The following is an 18,009-nucleotide window of genomic DNA, read 5'->3' as shown; positions in this document are numbered from 1 at the left end:
ACCGGGCCTCCCGTCCGTCAGGGCGTCCGTTCAGGACGTCGAGGACGCGTCCGTCAGGACGACGACTCCCAGTCCGCCGGGCCGCGCGAACCGGCGCGGTACTCCTCGAGCGGGACCTCGTCGGCCTTCCAGGCGGCGACGACCGGCTCGACGATCTCCCAGCAGCGCTCGGCCACGTCGCCGCGGATCGAGAGCAGCGGGTCGTCGTGGAAGATGCCGTTCAGGACCTCGCCGTACGGGGTGAGCTCGCCGTCGCTGAACGACGACGACAGGGTGACCTGCCCCATCTCGAACGGGTTGCCGCCACCGTTGGCCGACACCGTCAGCTCGATCTCGTCCGGGTTCAGGACGATGCGGAGCGTGTCGGTCTTCGGGCGACCACTCAGGCCGGAGGGCAGGCGCGTGACCGGCTTGAAGGTGATCAGCACCTCCTTGCGGCTGGCGCCGAGGGCCTTGCCGGAGCGCAGCGTGAAGGGGACGCCGGCCCAGCGGGCGGTGTCGACCTCGACCGAGATCTCGGCGAGGGTCTCCGTCTGGCGCGACGGGTCGACGCCGTCCTCTTCCTGGTACGAGGGCAGTTCCTTGCCGTCGATGGTGCCGGCCGTGTAGACCGCACGGCGGGACGCGATCTTCGCGTCGTCGCCCTTCAGACGCGTGGAGCGCAGGACCCGGGCGAGCGACGAGCGGAACTCGACCGCGTCGATCGCGGACGGGGCGTCCATCGTGACCAGGCCGAGGATCTGCAGCAGGTGCGACTGGATCATGTCGACCATCGCGCCGGCCTCGTCGTAGTACTGGGCGCGGTTCTCGAGACCGAGGGTCTCGTCGTAGAAGACGTCGACCTTCTCGATGTTCTCGGCGTTCCAGATCGGCTCGAACAGGCGGTTCGCGAAGCGCAGACCGATGATGTTCAGCACCGTGGTGCGGCCGAGGAAGTGGTCGGTGCGGTGCACGCGGTCCTCGGGGACGAGCTTGAGCACCGTCTCGTTGAGGGCCTGGGCACTCGCGACGTCGGTGCCGAAGGGCTTCTCGAAGGCCAGGGTCGTGCCCTCGGGGAGCTCGACGTGCTGGAGCGCCTCGCAGATGTCGGAGGCGATCTGCGGCGGGAGCGCGAAGTACAGGATCGGCTCGGAGTCGGCCGCGGCCAACAGCGCCTCGAGGTGCTTCGGGTCGGTGGGGTCGCCCTGGATGAACTGCGTCGACTCGATGGTCGCGTCGACCTCCGGCCCCTTGACGTCCTGCGACGCGAAGGACTGCGTGACGATGTCCTTCCACTTCTCGGGGCTGCGCTCGCTGCGGCCCGTGCCGATCAGCTGCACGGGGACGGCACGGCCGCTCTGCAGGAACGTGCCGAGGCCCGGCAGGAGCAGGCGGGAGGCGAGGTCGCCCGTCGCGCCGAAGATGATGAGGGTGCGCTTGTCGGTCACCTGAGGTGACTCCTTTCGCTGTGGTGGGAGGTCCGCTCCAGTCAAGTCGCGGGCGGGCCCGTTTGTTCCGGATCCGAACCGGAGATCTGTGCCCGGACGCACTTCGGGCGGCACCGTTCTGGTGCCGCCCGAAGTGTCAGGTGCGCTGCAGCGCCGGGTCAGTGCCCGAAGTTGCCGCGGTAGTACTCGTAGACCCAGCCGACCAGGGTGATCGCCACGAGGACGAGACCGATCGGGACGATCCAGAGGCCGGCTGCCACGCCGAGGAAGCACACGGCGACCGCGGCGGCCAGCAGGATGGGCCACCAGGACCAGGGGCTGAAGTGCCCGAGTTCGGCGTCGCCGTCCTCGATGTTGGCGTCCGGGCGGTCCTCGGGCAGGACGCCGCCCTGCGACGACATCACCTTGCCGAGGTAGAAGGCGATGAACGCCGACATGATGCCCGTCAGGCCGATCGCCACGGTGCCGACCCACTCCGGGTGACCGTAGTAGAGCATCGCCCAGATCGTGTACGCGGCGTCCGCGAGGATGAAGAACCCGAAGAGGATCCAGAACAGGTTGGTGTTCGCGCGCATGGCGTTACTTCACCTCGCCCTTCGCGGCGTCGTAGGTCGGGGCATCGGGGGCGTCCTTCGCAGGACCGACACCGATCGGCACACCGGCCTCGGGATGGTTCAGGTCGAACGCCGGGGACTCCGAACGGATGCGCGGGATCGACGTGAAGTTGTGGCGCGGCGGCGGGCAGGAGGTCGCCCACTCGAGCGAGCGGCCGTAGCCCCACGGGTCGTTCACAGCGACCTTCGGTGCGTTCCGAGCGGTCACGTAGACGTTGAAGATGAACGGCAGGAACGAGATCGCGAGGATCATCGAGCCGATCGTCGACAGCTGGTTCATCCACGTGAAGCCGTCGTTCGGCAGGTAGGTCGCGTACCGACGTGGCATGCCGATGACGCCCAGCCAGTGCTGGATGAGGAACGTGGTGTGGAACCCGATGAACAGGAGCCAGAAGTGGATCTTGCCGAGACGCTCGTTGAGCATCTTGCCGGTCCACTTCGGCCACCAGAAGTAGAAGCCGGAGAACATCGCGAACACGACGGTGCCGAAGACCACGTAGTGGAAGTGCGCGACGACGAAGTACGAGTCGGACACGTGGAAGTCGAGCGGCGGCGACGCCAGGATGACACCGGTCAGACCACCGAACGTGAAGGTGATCAGGAACCCGAGGGCCCAGAGCAGCGGGGTCTCGAACGTGACCGAACCGCGCCACATCGTGCCGACCCAGTTGAAGATCTTCACGCCGGTCGGGACCGCGATGAGCATCGTCATGAGCGAGAACCACGGGAGCAGGACGCCACCGGTGACGTACATGTGGTGTGCCCACACCGTGACCGACAGGGCCGCGATCGAGATGGTCGCGTACACCAGGGTCTTGTAGCCGAAGATCGGCTTGCGGCTGAACACCGGGAAGACCTCGGACACGATGCCGAAGAACGGCAGCGCGATGATGTACACCTCGGGGTGCCCGAAGAACCAGAACAGGTGCTGCCAGAGCAGGGCCCCGCCGTTGGCCGGGTTGAAGATCTGGGCGTTGAACACACGGTCGAGACCGAGGCCGAAGAGCGCCGTCGCGAGGACCGGGAAAGCCATCAGGACGAGGAGCGCGGTCACGAGGGTGTTCCACGTGAAGATCGACATGCGGAACATGGTCAGACCAGGGGCACGCATCGTGATGATCGTGGTGATGAAGTTCACCGCACCGAGGATCGTCGAGAAGCCGGTCATGCCCAGGCCGAAGACCCAGAGTGTCCCGCCGAGCCCTGGTGTGAACGTCGTGTCACTCAGTGGCGCGTAGGCGAACCAGCCGAACGAGGCAGCGCCCTGCGGGGTGAGGAAGCCACCGACCGCGATGAGCGAACCGAACAGGTAGAGCCAGAAGGCGAACCCGTTGAGTCGCGGGAAGGCGACGTCGGGCGCACCGATCTGGAGCGGCATGATCGCGTTCGCGAAGCCCGAGAACAGCGGCGTCGCGAACATCAGCAGCATGATCGTGCCGTGCATCGTGAACAGCTGGTTGTACTGCTCCTTCGTCGCGACCACGTGCAGGCCGGGTTCGAAGAGCTGGGCACGGATCACGAGGGCCATCACACCTGCGAGCAGGAAGAAGACGAACGACGCGATCAGGTACATGTACCCGATGGTCTTGTGGTCGGTGGAGGTGATCCACCGGACGACGATGTTGCCCTTCCGGCCCACCTTCGACGCCTGGAAGTCCGGCGAAGCGGTCTGGGTCGGTTGGCCGACGAGTGACGTTGTCATCTGACGAGCCCCTACTTGTTCTCGCTGGACGCCTCGACCGGCGCCTTGTTGTTCGGTTCGTTGGTGTTGGTGTTGTACTCGTTGCCGAGCAGACCGACCTTGCCCTGGTCCTTCAGGGTGCCGAGGTACGCCTCGTACTGAGCGGGCGTGACGACCTTCACCTGGAAGAGCATCAGCGAGTGGTACTCACCGCAGAGCTCCGCGCACTTGCCCTGGTACGTGCCGAGCTTCTCCGGGATGAAGTACTCCCAGTTGGTCTTGCCGGGGAGCATGTCCTTCTTGTACAGGAAGTCGATGACCCAGAAGGAGTGGTCGACGTCGCGCGACGAGAGTTCGATCGCGACCTTCTTGCCCTTGGGCAGGTAGAGGGTCGGCAGCTGCGACTCGTCGATCGCCCCCTTGGCGTTCTCTTCTTCCTGGGCCTGGATGCCCTGGTAGTAGACGCTCTCTTCGGGGTTGTCCTTGTTGATGTAGTTGAAGTCCCACGCCCAGCGCTTGCCGTACACGTGCACGGTGGCGTCGGGGTCGGCGAAGGGCTTCTCGATCGCGGCCTGGTCCTTCGCGGTGAAGGCGAAGAAGCCGAGCACCAGGATCAGCGGCACGATCGTGTAGAAGATCTCGAGCGGCATGTTGTACCGCATCTGCACGGGCAGGCCGGTCTGGCCCTTCCGGCGGCGGTAGACGATCGCGGCCCAGATGATCAGGCCCCACACGATCAGACCGACGGCGAGGAGCACGACCCAGCTGGTGGTCCACAGGCCGACGATGCGGCTCGTGTGGTTGGTGACGTTCTTCGTCTCCTCCGTGCCGGGGAGCCATCCGTTCATCTGCTGCTGCGTGCAGCCAGCCAGTGCGATGACCAGACCGACGGCCACCGGGACGGCCGCCCAACGTATACGGCGATTCGAACGCACTGTTACCTCTCGCAAAAGACGTGAGCTTCGGAAGTCAGTCCGTCGTGTCCGACGGCGAGCCGCACGAAGGCGGCGCTTGGCTGGCTCCCAGCTTGATTGGAACACTCCTAGCTTACTCGCAGCTCGCCGCCGCTCGCGCACACACGCCACGGTTCTGGCCTCGATCCGCACGTCGGCGGGCACGATTCCCCCCGGTTCCGCCGCGCCCCGGCGCGCCACGTCCGGTCACACGAACGCGAGCGGGAGCGACCGTTCCGGTCGCTCCCGCTCGCGTGTCGGATCGCTGGCGATCAGTGGAAGCTGTCACCGCAGGCGCAGCTGCCCTGCGCGTTCGGGTTGTCGATCGTGAAGCCCTGCTTCTGGATCGTGTCCTCGAAGTCGATCGTCGCGCCGTCGAGGTACGGGACGCTCATCTTGTCGACGACGACCTCGACCCCGTCGAACTCGGCGGTGACGTCACCGTCGAGCATGCGCTCGTCGAAGTACAGCTGGTAGATCAGGCCCGAGCAGCCACCGGGCTGCACGGCGAGGCGCAGGCGCAGGTCATCGCGGCCCTCTTGCTCGAGCAGGCTCGCCACCTTGCCGGCAGCGGCGTCGCTCAGGAGGACGCCGTGCGACGGGGTCTCGGTCGCCGGTGCTTCGGTGATGGTGTCGCTCATCGCGCGTCTCCCTCCGGGCGGTGCTGGTCACCGCGCCTGGCCTCGATTGTAAGCACCCTCAGCTGCGCGTCGCGAGCCTGGCGAGCAGGATCGTCTCCGACGCGATGGCACGGTGCAGGACGCCGAGGTGCTGCGACTCGTTCGGGCTGTGCGCGCGGGTGTCCGGGTCCTCGACGCCGGTGACCAGGATCTGCGCGTCCGGGAACTCCGCAGCCAGGTCCGACACGAACGGGATCGACCCGCCGATGCCCTGCTCGACCGCCTCGGCACCCCAGCCCTCGCGCATGGCCGTGCGGGCCTCCTGCACGGCCCAGCCGGCGGTGTCGACGAGGAATCCGTCGCCGCTGTCCGGCTCGGTGACCTCCATCCGTGCGCCGAACGGGACGTGCTCGCGCAGGTGCCGTTCGACGGCAGCGGCGGCCTCGCGGGCGTCCTGGCCGGGGGCGACGCGGACCGAGACCCGTGCCGAGACCGTGGGCAGCAGGGTGTTCGAGGCGTTCGCGACGCTCGGCACGTCCATGCCCGTCACCGTGATCGACGGCTGGAACCACATGCGGGACAGCACGGCGCCGGTACCGATCGGGCGCACACCGGGAACGAGTGCGGCGTCAACGGCGAGTTCGTCCTCGGTGCGCTCCGGCACGTCGGCTTCGTACGAGGCCAGCCCCTCGACGGCGACCGACCCGTCGGCGTCGTGCAGCGAGGCGAGCAGCCGCACCATCGGGATCATCGCGTCCGGGGCCGCTCCCCCGAACATGCCGCTGTGGCTGGCGTGCTCGAGCGTGGTCAGGGTGAGCTTGAAGGTGACGTTGCCGCGCAGCGACACCGTGATCGACGGCACCTCGGTCGACCAGTTGTCGCTGTCCGCCACGACGATGACGTCGGCGGCCAGGTGCTCCTTCTGCTCGCGCAGGAAGGTGCGGAACGAGCGGGAGCCGAACTCCTCCTCGCCCTCGACGAACAGCACGATCCCGAGGTCGAGGTCGTCGCCGAACTGGGCGTGCACCGCGCGGAGCGAGGCGATGTGGGTCATCACGCCGGCTTTGTCGTCCGAGGCGCCGCGACCGTACAGGCGGTCACCGCGGAGCGTCGGCTCGAACGGCGGGGTCTCCCACAGGGCCTCGTCGCCCTGCGGCTGCACGTCGTGGTGGGCGTAGAGCATCACCGTCGGCTTGCCGTTCCGCGCCGGGCGCACCGCGAGCACCGCCGGCTGGCCGAGCTCGGTCTCGGCGTCCGCCTCGGCGACGTCGGCGGTCGAGCCGGACACTGCCGACCGCACGATCCGGACGTCGTCCGGGCCGAAGACCCCGGTCGACCGCGCCAGGTCCGCGACGGCCTCGGCACTCGCGCGCACGTTCGACGGGTCGAAGGCCGACCAGGAGACCGACGGCAGGCGTACCAGGGCGGACAGGTCGGCGATCGTCGTGGGCAGGGCCCCCTGGACGTGTTCGCGCAGGGCGTCGAGGAGCGCAGGGTCGGTCGCGGGGCTGTGCTGTTGGCTGTCGGTCATGCCCGGTAATCTAGAGGAGATCCCGCACGCACACCGCCGTTAGGAACGCACCGTGGCGAAGGCAGCCCCCAAGACCAACACGACCGTCAACCCGACCGAGGCCGAGCTCCTCGAGCAGGGCAAGGGCCGCCCGACGCCGTCCCGCCGCGAGCGAGAGGCAGCGAACCGCCGCCCCCTCGTCGGCAACACGCCGGTCGACAAGAAGGCAGCCCGTGCACGCCTCAACTCCGAGCGCGAGCGCGCACGGGTCGGCATGGCCAACGGCGAGGAGCGCTACCTGCCGGCCAAGGACCGCGGTGAGCAGCGACGCTTCGTCCGCGACTGGATCGACGCCCGCTGGAACGTCGGCGAGGTCATGATGCCCGTGCTCGTGCTGTTCCTCATCGTCGGGTTCGCCGCCGCGCAGACCGTGGTCGCGTCCTACTCGCTCCTGCTGGTGTGGGCGTTCGTGGCGCTGTTCGTCATCGACTGCGTGGTGCTCTGGCTGTCGCTCCGCCGCAAGCTCACCACCAAGTTCGGCGACTTCCAGCGCGGCACGTTCCTCTACATCCTGACGCGGGCGTGGCAGCTGCGGTTCCTGCGGCTGCCGAAGCCCCAGGTCCGGCGCGGCGAGTACCCCACGCTCTAGCCACACGCACACGAACCAAGCGCCGCCCGGCCTGCCGGGCGGCGCTTCGTCGTTCCCGCTCCCCTGTTCCCCGCTCCCCCGCTCCGCATCGGTGATCGAGTGAGCAGAACACGACGGGTCGACTGGCGAGCCACGGCGTGTTCTGCTCACCCGATGCGCAGGCGCGCCCCAGGACGGACGGGAGGCCCGTGGCGGCGTCGCCACGGGCCTCCCGTCCGGATGGTGGTCGCGACTAGCGCGCGGCGCGACGCAGCCGACGTCGGCGCAGCCGGTTGATGCGCGCTGCCCAGGTCGGCCCCTCGTAGAGGAACGCCGTGTAGCCCTGCACCAGCGTCGCCCCGGCGTCGATGCGGTCCTGCACGTCCTGCTCGGTGGTCACGCCACCGACGGCGATGACGCAGAAGTCCGCCGGCACGGCGGCGCGGACCCGACGCAGGACCTCGAGCGAACGCGCGGCGACCGGCGCACCGGAGAGTCCACCGGCACCCATCGCCTCGACGTCGGACGGGTCGGCCGTCAGTCCCTCGCGCGCGGTGGTCGTGTTGTTCGCGATCACGCCGGACAGGCCGAGCTCGACCGCCAGGCCCGCGATCGCGTCGATCTGCTCGTCGGTCAGGTCCGGTGCGATCTTGACGAGCACCGGGGTGCGCCCCGCGCCGTCGCGCACCGCGGAGAGCAGCGGTCGGAGCTGGTCGAGTTCCTGCAGTCCGCGCAGACCGGGCGTGTTCGGCGAGCTGACGTTGACCGCCAGGTAGTCCGCGAACGTCGCCAGGCGGCGGGTGGACTCGAGGTAGTCGTCGATGGCGTCCTCGACCGAGACGACCCGGCTCTTGCCGATGTTCACGCCGATCACGGGCCGGCCCGGGTTGCGGCGGGCGCGCTCGAGACGTCCGGCGGCCGCAGCCGCGCCGTGGTTGTTGAAGCCCATGCGGTTGATCAGGGCGCGGTCGCCGATCAGTCGGAACAGGCGCGGGCGCTCGTTGCCGGGCTGCGGCTTTGCGGTGATGGTGCCGACCTCGACGTGGCCGAAGCCGAGCAGGCCGAGCCCGGCGATGCCGCGGGCGTCCTTGTCGAAGCCCGCCGCCAGGCCGAAGCGCGACGGGAAGTGGATGCCCATCGTGGTGATGCCGTCGGCTGCCGACGGGCGGCAGTACCGCTCGACGACCCCGCTCAGGAACGGCACGCGAGGCAGCCCAGCGATGACGGCGAAGGCCAGGTGGTGGGCGCGTTCCGGGTCCATGTTCGCGAACACGGAGCGGAACACGACGCGGTACCCGCCGCGCACGATCCGTTCGGCGATGCCGCTCACGCGCGTGTGCCGGACGGTGCGGACGAGCCGGCGGCGCTGTCGGCCGTCCCGTGGTGGTCGCGACGGAGCTGGCCGATGGCGTCCTCGAAGTCCTCGAGCGAGTCGAACGCCTGGTAGACGCTCGCGAAGCGCAGGTACGCGACCTCGTCGAGCTCCCGCAGGGGCGCGAGGATCGCGAGGCCGATGTCGTTCGCGTCGATCTGGCTGGACCCGGAGGAGCGCACGGTCTCCTCGACGCGCTGCGCGAGGACGGCCAGGTCGCCGTCGGTGACCGGGCGCCCCTGGCACGCCTTGCGCACACCGGAGACGATCTTGTCGCGGCTGAACGGCTCGGTGACGCCGTTGCGCTTCACGACGTTGAGCGATGCGGTCTCGGTGGTCGAGAACCGTCGACCGCAGTTGGGGCACTGTCGACGGCGGCGGATGGAGGTTCCGTCGTCGCTCGTCCGTGAGTCGACGACGCGGGAGTCCGGGTGGCGGCAGAAGGGGCAGAACATGTCGTTCCCCAGGCTATCGGTTCGTGCGCTCCGTCACGGCGGCCCCGTGCGCGGGGAGCTGCTCCTCGGTGGACAGGGCGACGATGTGCGGCGCCACCTCGGCCAGGGCCTCGGGCGTGTACCGGACGATCTGCTGGGGTCGCAGGAACGTCGACGCGGACAGTCCGGACCCGAAGCGGGCCTGGCCGCCGGTCGGCAGCACGTGGTTCGACCCGGCCAGGTAGTCCCCCAGGCTCACCGGCGTGCTCGGTCCGACGAACACCGCACCGGCGGCGTCGATGTCGGCCAGCACGGCGTCGTCGTCGACCGTCTGGATCTCCAGGTGTTCCGGCCCGTACGCGTTGCTCACGGTCGCGGCGTCGGTCAGCGAGTCCACCAGGACGATCGCGGACTGCGGCCCGTCCAGGGCGGTCTGGAGGCGCGCAGCCGTCCCGAGCACCGCCGTGCGTTCCGGGATGGCGGCTTCCACCGCGTCGGCGAACGCCGCGGACGTCGTCACCAGCACGCTGCCGGCCTGCTCGTCGTGCTCGGCCTGGCTGATCAGGTCGGCAGCCACGAACCCCGCGTCGGCGGTGTCGTCCGCGATCACGAGGATCTCGGTCGCCCCGGCCTCGGAGTCGATGCCCACCACACCGCGCACCAGGCGCTTGGCGGCGGCGACGTAGTTGTTGCCCGGCCCGGTGACCAGGTCGACGGGCTCGAGGTCGATCTCGGCGACGCCGTACGCCAGCGCGCCGACGGCTCCGGCACCACCCATCGCGTAGACCTCGTCGATGCCGAGCAGCCCCGCCGCGGCGAGGATCGTCGGGTGCACCGCGCCGCCGTGGTCGCGCTGCGGCGGCGACACGAGGGCGATCGAGGGCACGCCCGCGACCTGGGCGGCGACCACGTTCATCACGACGCTGGACGGGTAGACGGCCTTGCCGCCGGGCACGTAGAGCCCGACACGGCGCATCGGCTGCCAGCGCTGGTGGACCTCGGCGCCGTCGGCCAGGGTCGTCACGGACGGAGCGGGGATCTGCGCGGCACTCGCGGCACGGACGCGGCGGATCGCCTCGTCGAGGGCCGCCCGGACCTCGGGGGTGAGCCCGGCCACCGCGGCGGTGATCTCGGCGGTGGGCACCCGTACGTTCGCGGGGGCCCCACCGTCGAAGCGCTCGGCCTGGTCGCGCAGGGCCGCGGCCCCACGGTGTCGGACGTCCTCGATCAACTCGCGCGCGGCGTCGACCGCGTGCGACACGTCACCCGCGGCACGGGGCATGAGTCGGAGGAGTTCGGCACGGGCGGGGAGGCCGCCGCGGAGGTCGATTCGCTGCATCATGAGGCCTCCAGCGTACCGGCGGCGTGCTGCACGACCGCGTCGACCACGGGCCGGTGGTGGGCGACCTGGTCGGTGTCCCACGCGTCGAGCAGGTGCAGCGTGGCGATCCGGAACGCCAGCGCACGGACAAGCAGCTGCGGCCACTCCGGCACGCCGGTCCCGAGCACGCCGAGCCGGCCGACGGCGACCCGGTGCCAGGTCACGGCGTCGACCGCCGCGATCGCGGCACCGAGGCCCGCCGGACGCCAGTACGGCGCCCAGTCGAACACCGTGGGTGGCTCCCCCGGCGTGAAGAGCACGTTGCCGAGCAGGTCACCGTGGACGAGCTGGGACGGGGACGTCACCGGCCGGAACGTCGCCGCCAGGCGGTCCAGCGTCGGATCGTCCGGCAGGGGTGCGTTGCCCCAGACCATCCGGTCCGCCCGGCTCCAGGGGTCCTCACGCTGGTCGAGGACTTCGGGACGCGGCAGGTCCGCGACGGCCCGGTGGAAGGCAGCGCCCGCGGCGATGACGTCGTCCACGCGGGTCGGGTCGGTCGAGCCGTCGACCCATCCCCAGGCCTCCCACCCGCCGTCGCCGGTGCCGGTGCCGGAGCCCACGATCCAGTCCCCGGACTCGGCGGCGACCGGACGCGGGGTCCGGAACCCGGCCGTGTGGACGAGCCGGGCCAGCGTGGCGGACCGCCACCGGGCCTCCAGGGGGTCGCCGGACGGCCGGAGCACGACGTCCCCGGCGCGCCACGTCAGCCCGCGGCCGCCGCCGAGCCGCTCGAGCGGGCGGTCGTGCACGCCGAACGCCCGCAGCACGCCCGGGCCCGGCGGCAGCGGCGGACCGGCCATGGTCGACGCTCCTAGACCAGGCAGCGGGGTCCGAGCAGGCTCTTCAGCTCGCCGAACAGGTCCGGGGTGAGGTTCACCGGGAACGGCAGCTCGAAGGTGCGTGCCACGTCGTCCTTCAGCAGCTTCAGCCGGACCTCGGTGTCGCCCTGGTGACGGCCGAGCACGGCGGCGAGTTCCGTCACCGTGGTCGTCGTGGCCTGCCGTTCTGGCAGTGACAGGGTGAGCGGGCCGGAACCCATCGCGTCGCCGACGTTCGGCTGGAACATGCTCACCGCGTGCAGGGCCTTGCCGTCGTCGCGGACGTTGACGCGGCCGCGCAGGACGACGATCGAGTCGGCCACCAGGGACGGGCCGAACTCCTGGTACGTCTTGCCCAGGAACATCACCCCGATCTGCCCGCCGAAGTCCTCGATGTCGACGATGCCGTACGGGTTGCCGCTCGTCTTCGCCACCCGGTGCTGCACGCTCGTCAGCAGGCCGGCGACGGTGACCGTCTCACCCTCGATCGAGTCGTCGGCGGTCAGCAGGTCGGCGATGGTGATCGACTGGTGCTTCGCGAGTTCGATCTCGAGTCCGGCGAGCGGGTGGTCGGACACGTAGAGCCCGAGCATGTCCCGCTCGAACGCCAGCTTGTCGCGCTTGGACCACTCCGGCCGGTCCGGCACCTGGGACACCGCGGCGCTCGGGGTGTCCTCGGCGGCCTCGGCGAAGAGCGAGTCGAAGTCGAACCCGACGTTGCCGTGGGCCTCGTCACGCTTGACCTTCACCGCGCCCTCGACGGCGCCCTCGTGGATCTCCACCAGGGCACGGCGGGTGTCCCCGAACTCGTCGAACGCACCGGCCTTGATGAGCGACTCGACCGTGCGCTTGTTCGCCGACGAGATCGGGATCTTGCGCAGGAAGTCGTGGAAGGACTCGAACGCGCCCTTCTCGGTCCGGGCCTTGACGATGTCGTCGACCACGTTGAACCCGACGTTGCGGATGGCACCCATGCCGAAGCGGATGTCGTCACCGACTGCGGCGAAGAAGCCGATCGACTCGTTGACGTCCGGCGGCATGACCTTGATGCCCATGCGTCGGCACTCGTTCAGGTACAGGGCGAGCTTGTCGCGGGCGTCACCGACCGAGGTCAGCAGAGCCGCCATGTACTCGGCCGGGTAGTGCGCCTTGAGGTACGCGGTCCAGAAGGACACCACGCCGTAGGCCGCCGAGTGCGCCTTGTTGAACGCGTAGTCGGAGAAGGGCAGCAGGATGTCCCACAGCGTCTTGATCGCCGCATCGGAGTAGCCGTTGTCCTTCATGCCCTGCTGGAAGCCCGCGTACTGCTTGTCGAGCTCGGACTTCTTCTTCTTGCCCATCGCGCGGCGGAGGATGTCCGCCTGGCCGAGGGAGAACCCGGCGACCTTCTGCGCGATGGCCATGACCTGCTCCTGGTAGATGATCAGGCCGTAGGTCGTGCCGATGATGTCCTTCAGGGGCTCTTCGAGCTCCGGGTGGATCGGCGTGATCGGCTGCTCACCGTTCTTGCGGAGCGCGTAGTTCGTGTGCGAGTTCGCACCCATGGGCCCCGGACGGTACAGGGCGATGAGCGCGGAGATGTCCTCGAAGTTGTCGGGCTTCATCAGCCGCAGCAGGCCACGCATCGGCCCACCGTCGAGCTGGAACACACCGAGGGTGTCACCGCGCTGCAGGAGCGCGTACGCCTCGGGGTCCTCGAGCCCCATGTTCTCGAGGTCGAGCTCGGTCCCCCGGTTCGTCTTGATGTTGTCGAGGGCGTCACTGATGATCGTGAGGTTGCGGAGCCCCAGGAAGTCCATCTTGATCAGGCCGAGCGACTCCGCCGCCGGGTAGTCGAACTGCGTGACGATCTGGCCGTCCTGCTCCCGCTTCATGATCGGGATGATGTCGATCAGCGGGTCGCTCGACATGATGACGCCGGCCGCGTGCACGCCCCACTGGCGCTTCAGCCCCTCGAGCCCGAGTGCGGTGTCGAAGACGGTCTTCGCCTCGGGGTCGGTCTCGACCACGGTGCGGACATCGACGGCTTCCTTGTAGCGCGGGTGGTCCTTGTCGAAGATCCCGGTGAGCGGGATGTCCTTGCCCATCACGGGCGGTGGCATCGCCTTGGTGAGCTTCTCGCCCATGCCGAACGGGAACCCGAGGACGCGTGAGGAGTCCTTGAGCGCCTGCTTCGCCTTGATCGTGCCGTACGTGACGATCTGCGCGACGCGCTCCGACCCGTACTTCTCGGTGACGTACTTGATCGCCTCACCGCGGCGCCGGTCGTCGAAGTCGACGTCGAAGTCGGGCATCGAGACGCGGTCCGGGTTGAGGAACCGCTCGAAGATCAGACCGTGCCGGATCGGATCGAGGTCGGTGATGCGCATCGCGTACGCCACCATCGAGCCGGCACCGGAGCCACGCCCCGGACCGACGCGGATGCCGTTGTTCTTGGACCAGTTGATGAAGTCCGCGACCACCAGGAAGTAGCCAGGGAACCCCATCTGGTTGATGATGCCGACCTCGTAGTCGGCGCGGTCCTGGACCTCTTTCGAGATGCCGCCCGGGTACCGGTACTCCAGCCCCTTCGCGACCTCTTTCTCGAACCAGGAGTGCTCGGTCTCGCCCTCGGGCACCGGGAACTTCGGCATGTAGTTCGCCGAGGTGTCGAACTCGACGTTGCAGCGTTCGGCGATGAGCAGCGTGTTGTCACAGGCCTCGAGGTTGTCGCGGAAGACGTGTCGCATCTGCGCCGGGGTCTTCAGGTAGAACTCGTCGGCATCGAACTTGAAGCGGTTCGGGTCGTTCAGGGTCGAACCGGACTGCACGCAGAGCAGTGCCGCGTGCGACTTGGCGTCGTGGGCGTGCGTGTAGTGCAGGTCGTTCGTGCCGACCAGCGGGATGTCGAGGTCCTTCGCCAGGCGGATCAGGTCGCTCATGATCCGGCGCTCGATCTCGAGCCCGTGGTCCATGACCTCGGCGAAGTAGTTCTCCTTGCCGAAGATGTCGCGGTAGTCGGCGGCGGCCTGCACCGCTTCGTCGTACTGGCCGAGGCGCAGGCGCGTCTGGATCTCCCCCGAGGGGCAGCCCGTCGTGGCGATGATGCCCTGGTGGTACTCCTGCAGGAGCTCGATGTCCATGCGGGGCTTGAAGTAGTAGCCCTCGAGCGACGCCTTGGACGACAACCGGAACAGGTTGTGCATGCCGGTGGTGTTCTCGGCGAACATCGTCATGTGCGTGTACGAGCCCGCACCGGACACGTCGTCGCCGCCGCCGTCACCCCAGCGGACACGGGTCTTGTCGGAGCGGTGCGTGCGGGGCGTGATGTACGCCTCGGTCCCGATGATGGGCTTGACGCCACCGGCCTTGGCGGCCTTCCAGAACTCGAAGGCGCCGAACATGTTGCCGTGGTCGGTCACCGCCACGGCGGGCATCCCCTGCGCGGCGGTCTCCGCCACGAGGTCGGAGAGCCTGGCGGCACCGTCGAGCATCGAGTACTCGCTGTGCACGTGCAGGTGGACGAAGGAGTCGGAATCCGACACGGAACCTCCGGTTCGTACGGTGTGCTGCGGGGTGGGAACAGCCTAACTGCGGCCGCCCACATTCCCGCGCGCGTCGTGGCGGACGGGAGGCTCGGGGCGGGGCATCGGGTCGCGACACGCGCGGCGCGCCGACTCGGGGGCGCAGGACACGCCGCAGGCAGCCCGCCGCGGGTGCAGAACGCGTCGCCTGACGGCTCCGCAGCCGACAGTTCGCGACCCCTCGGCGAAAGAGACCGGGCGGGGCGGACGGGAGGCTCGGGGCGGGCCCGCACCGCGCCTCCAGACCGGCATCGGGTCGCGACACGCGCAGGGCGCACCGCCGAGCGGGCAGGACACGCCACACGCGCGCCGCCGCGGGTGCAGAACGCGTCGCCTGGCGGCGCCGCAGCCGACACTTCGTGACCCCGCGGCGAAAGCGGCCGGGCGGGGCGGACGGGAGGCTCGGGGCGGGCCCGCACCGCGCCTCCAGACCGGCATCGGATCGCGACACGCGCGGCGCGCGCCGCCGAGCGGGCAGGACACGCCGCAGGCGCGCCGCCGCGTGTGCAGCAGGCGTCGCCTGGCGGCGCCGTAGCCGACACGTCGTGACCCCTCGGCACGAGCGGCCGGGTGTGTCAGAGCGACGCGCTCCGGATCTGCTCCAGCGCTGCCTGCAGATCGTCCGGGTACTGCGCCTCGAACGACACCCACTCGCCCGTGCGGGGGTGGTCGAAGCCCAGCCGGACGGCGTCGAGCCATTGGCGGGTCAGCCCGAGCTCGGCCGCCAGCACCGGGTCGGCACCGTACATCGTGTCGCCGACGAGCGGGTGGCGGGTCGCGGCCATGTGCACCCGGATCTGGTGCGTGCGCCCGGTCTCCAGGTGCACCTCGAGCAAGGTCGCGGAGCGGAAGGCCTCGAGCGTCTCGTAGTGGGTGACGCTCGGCTTGCCCTCCGACGTGACCGCGAACTTCCAGTCGCTCGACGGGTGCCGACCGATCGGGGCGTCGATCGTGCCGGAGGTCGGGTCGGGGTGGCCCTGCGCGAGCGCGTGGTAGACCTTCTCGACCGTGCGCTCCTTGAACGCCCGCTTGAGGTGTGTGTACGCCAGCTCGGTCTTCGCGACGACCATCAGGCCCGAGGTCCCGACGTCCAGCCGGTGCACGATCCCGGCGCGTTCGGCGGCACCGGAGGTCGCGATGGTGAACCCGGCGGCGGCGAGGCCCCCGGGCACGGTCGGCCCGTCCCACCCCGGCGAGGGGTGCGCGGCGACGCCGACGGGCTTGTCCACGACGACGATGTCCTCGTCGTCGTGCACGATCGTCATGCCCGGCACGGCTGCCGGCACGATGCGCGGCGGCTCCTTCGGGGTCCACTCGACCTCGAGCCAGGAGTCGGCGTGCAGCCGGTCCGACTTGTCGACGGGAACACCGTCGACGCGGACGCCGCCCGCGGCGACGACGTCGGCCGCGAACGAACGGCTGAAGCCGAGGAGCTTCGCGATGGCGGCGTCGACGCGCTCACCGGCGAGCCCGTCGGGCACGGGAAGAGAACGCGATTCGGTCACGTGGCGTCGTGGCCCAGCGTGTCGCGACGGTCGCCGTCGTTCGGCCTGGAAGCGCGGGTCGGCTCGTCGAGAGCAGCGTCGGTCGACGAGAACGCGGCCCCACCGTCGAGCGGCTGCGCCGGGTCGGCCGGCTCCGCCGCGTCGAGCTGCGCCTGGCGCTTGGCCGAGAGCGTGCGGGTGCCGTCGAGGTTCACCCCGAGGATCACCAGCAGCACGAAGACCACCATGCTGATGCAGATGAAGGAGTCGGCGACGTTGTAGATCGCCGGCATCATCCAGGGGGTCGAGATGAAGTCGACCACGTGCCCCCGACCGAACCCGGGTTCACGGAAGAGCCGGTCGAGCAGGTTGCCCAGCGCACCGCCGAGCAGCATGCCGAGCACGATCGCCCACCACATCGACCGGATGCGACGCGAGTACACGATGATCGCGACGACGACCGCGGCCGAGATGACCGAGAACACCCAGGTCATGTTCACCGCGAACGAGAACGCGGCCCCCGGATTCCGGACGTACAGGAACTGCAACGCCCCGCCCAGGACCGGCACGGGGGTGCCGTACGGCAGGTTCGCGACGACCAGCGTCTTGGCGACCTGGTCGAACGCCACCACCACGACAGCGGCGAAGGCCAGTGCCGCGATAGCGCGGACACTGACCTTCGCTCGTGATGCTGGTCGCGACAACGTCAGTTGCCGAAGCCCTGCGCCGAAGCCGGCGCCGGGGTGAGACCGGACTGCTCGCCCGAGGAGTCGAGCTCGGAGAGCTGCCCCTGGATGTAGCTCTTGAGCTGCGCACGGTAGTCGCGCTCGAACGTCCGGAGCTCGTCGATCTTGCCCTCGAGCTGGCGCTGCTCCTGCTCGAGCACCGCGACACGCTGACGGTTCGTGTTCTCGGTGTCGGCGATGATCTGGCGCTGCTTCGCCTCGGCCTCGGAGACCAGGCGAGCCGCCTGGGCGGTGCCCTCGGCGATGAGCGCGTCGCGCTTCTCGATGCCCTCGCGCACGTGCTCCTCGTGGAGGCGACGCGCCAGGGTCAGGAGGTTCGTGGTGCCCTCGGTGTCCTCGTCGGCGGGGACCGTCGTGACCGGAGCGGCCGCGGCGACCGGAGCGGGCTCCGGTGCTGCCTCGACCGGTGCCGGCGTGGGCTCCGGTTCCGCTGCAGGAGCGGGCTGCTCGGCCTGCGCCGACTGCGGGGCCGACTCGGCCGCCTGCAGGCGCTGGCGGAGCTCGTCGTTCTCCGCGGTCAGGCGACGGAGCTCGACCACGACCTCGTCGAGGAAGTCATCGACCTCGTCCTGGTCGTAGCCCTCGCGGAACTTCGTCGGCTGGAACCGCTTGTTGACTACGTCTTCCGGCGTCAAAGCCATTGCCGTCACCTCAATAGAACTGCTGAACGTGTGGAACCGCATGCGGTGCGACCGAACTTACCAGTCGTACCGTGCGGTGCGGATGCGCCACCGGAGCGGGCATCGATCCCGACCACCGTACACCGACGATGGGGCGG

The 18,009-nt window shown here is 69.5% G+C and carries 15 protein-coding genes; 1 reads left to right on the top strand and 14 read right to left on the bottom strand.

Annotation, left to right across the window (positions count from 1 at the left end; all coding sequences use genetic code 11):
- Positions 1–53 precede the first annotated feature (53 nt).
- The 6 genes from H489_RS25955 to H489_RS25930 form a co-directional block, all read right to left on the bottom strand.
- Entirely contained in the window at positions 54–1,427 is a 1,374-nt protein-coding gene (locus H489_RS25955) for a glucose-6-phosphate dehydrogenase (protein WP_017886646.1), read from the bottom strand.
- Positions 1,428–1,585: 158 nt separating this feature from the next.
- Positions 1,586–2,002: a cytochrome c oxidase subunit 4 gene (locus tag H489_RS25950; RefSeq protein WP_017886645.1), complete on the bottom strand. Its 417-nt coding sequence runs from the start codon at positions 2,000–2,002 to the stop codon at positions 1,586–1,588.
- 4 nt (positions 2,003–2,006) lie between these two features.
- Positions 2,007–3,743: a cytochrome c oxidase subunit I gene (gene ctaD, locus H489_RS25945; protein ID WP_017886644.1), complete on the bottom strand. Its 1,737-nt coding sequence runs from the start codon at positions 3,741–3,743 to the stop codon at positions 2,007–2,009.
- An 11-nt stretch (positions 3,744–3,754) separates the two neighbouring features.
- Positions 3,755–4,657 carry a cytochrome c oxidase subunit II gene (gene coxB, locus H489_RS25940; RefSeq protein WP_031259441.1) on the bottom strand — a complete coding sequence of 301 codons (903 nt, stop codon included), beginning with the start codon at positions 4,655–4,657 and terminating at the stop codon, positions 3,755–3,757.
- 290 nt (positions 4,658–4,947) lie between these two features.
- On the bottom strand, positions 4,948–5,316 hold the full coding sequence (locus H489_RS25935; RefSeq protein ID WP_017886642.1) for a HesB/IscA family protein: 369 nt from the start codon (positions 5,314–5,316) through the stop codon (positions 4,948–4,950).
- A gap of 58 nt (positions 5,317–5,374) precedes the next feature.
- The gene (locus H489_RS25930) at positions 5,375–6,826 is read right to left on the bottom strand and encodes a dipeptidase (RefSeq protein WP_017886641.1); all 1,452 of its coding nucleotides are present in this window, start codon (positions 6,824–6,826) and stop codon (positions 5,375–5,377) included.
- A gap of 52 nt (positions 6,827–6,878) precedes the next feature.
- Between H489_RS25930 and H489_RS25925 the strand changes: the two genes are divergently transcribed.
- Positions 6,879–7,454 carry a DUF3043 domain-containing protein gene (locus tag H489_RS25925; protein ID WP_017886640.1) on the top strand — a complete coding sequence of 192 codons (576 nt, stop codon included), beginning with the start codon at positions 6,879–6,881 and terminating at the stop codon, positions 7,452–7,454.
- 232 nt (positions 7,455–7,686) lie between these two features.
- On the opposite strand, the gene H489_RS25920 is transcribed toward H489_RS25925, so the two are convergent.
- From H489_RS25920 to H489_RS25895, 8 genes are all read right to left on the bottom strand, one after another.
- Entirely contained in the window at positions 7,687–8,763 is a 1,077-nt protein-coding gene (locus H489_RS25920) for a quinone-dependent dihydroorotate dehydrogenase (protein WP_017886639.1), read from the bottom strand.
- Complete coding sequence (gene nrdR, locus H489_RS0118710) at positions 8,760–9,260, bottom strand: transcriptional regulator NrdR (protein ID WP_017886638.1); 501 nt, start codon at positions 9,258–9,260, stop codon at positions 8,760–8,762. The genes H489_RS25920 and nrdR overlap by 4 nt, the downstream gene beginning before the upstream one ends.
- Positions 9,261–9,273: 13 nt before the next feature.
- Positions 9,274–10,581 carry a histidinol dehydrogenase gene (gene hisD / locus H489_RS25915; RefSeq protein ID WP_017886637.1) on the bottom strand — a complete coding sequence of 436 codons (1,308 nt, stop codon included), beginning with the start codon at positions 10,579–10,581 and terminating at the stop codon, positions 9,274–9,276.
- On the bottom strand, positions 10,578–11,420 hold the full coding sequence (locus H489_RS25910) for a hypothetical protein (RefSeq protein ID WP_017886636.1): 843 nt from the start codon (positions 11,418–11,420) through the stop codon (positions 10,578–10,580). The genes hisD and H489_RS25910 overlap by 4 nt, the downstream gene beginning before the upstream one ends.
- Before the next feature lie 11 nt (positions 11,421–11,431).
- On the bottom strand, positions 11,432–14,911 hold the full coding sequence (dnaE, locus tag H489_RS25905; protein WP_042537439.1) for a DNA polymerase III subunit alpha: 3,480 nt from the start codon (positions 14,909–14,911) through the stop codon (positions 11,432–11,434).
- A 665-nt stretch (positions 14,912–15,576) separates the two neighbouring features.
- Positions 15,577–16,506, bottom strand: a complete 930-nt coding sequence (locus H489_RS25900; RefSeq protein WP_031259437.1) for an RluA family pseudouridine synthase — start codon at positions 16,504–16,506, stop codon at positions 15,577–15,579.
- Positions 16,503–17,189 carry a signal peptidase II gene (gene lspA / locus H489_RS0118705; protein WP_228500353.1) on the bottom strand — a complete coding sequence of 229 codons (687 nt, stop codon included), beginning with the start codon at positions 17,187–17,189 and terminating at the stop codon, positions 16,503–16,505. Before lspA ends, H489_RS25900 begins: the two co-directional genes overlap by 4 nt.
- A 2-nt stretch (positions 17,190–17,191) precedes the next feature.
- On the bottom strand, positions 17,192–17,872 hold the full coding sequence (locus H489_RS25895; RefSeq protein WP_031259434.1) for a DivIVA domain-containing protein: 681 nt from the start codon (positions 17,870–17,872) through the stop codon (positions 17,192–17,194).
- Between the last annotated feature and the right edge of the window lie 137 nt (positions 17,873–18,009).

It is taken from the genome of Curtobacterium flaccumfaciens UCD-AKU (assembly GCF_000349565.1).
Taxonomy (GTDB): Bacteria; Actinomycetota; Actinomycetes; order Actinomycetales; family Microbacteriaceae; genus Curtobacterium; species Curtobacterium poinsettiae.
Note: the sequence above shows the minus strand (reverse complement) of the source record. Positions and strands in the feature narration are given on the sequence as shown.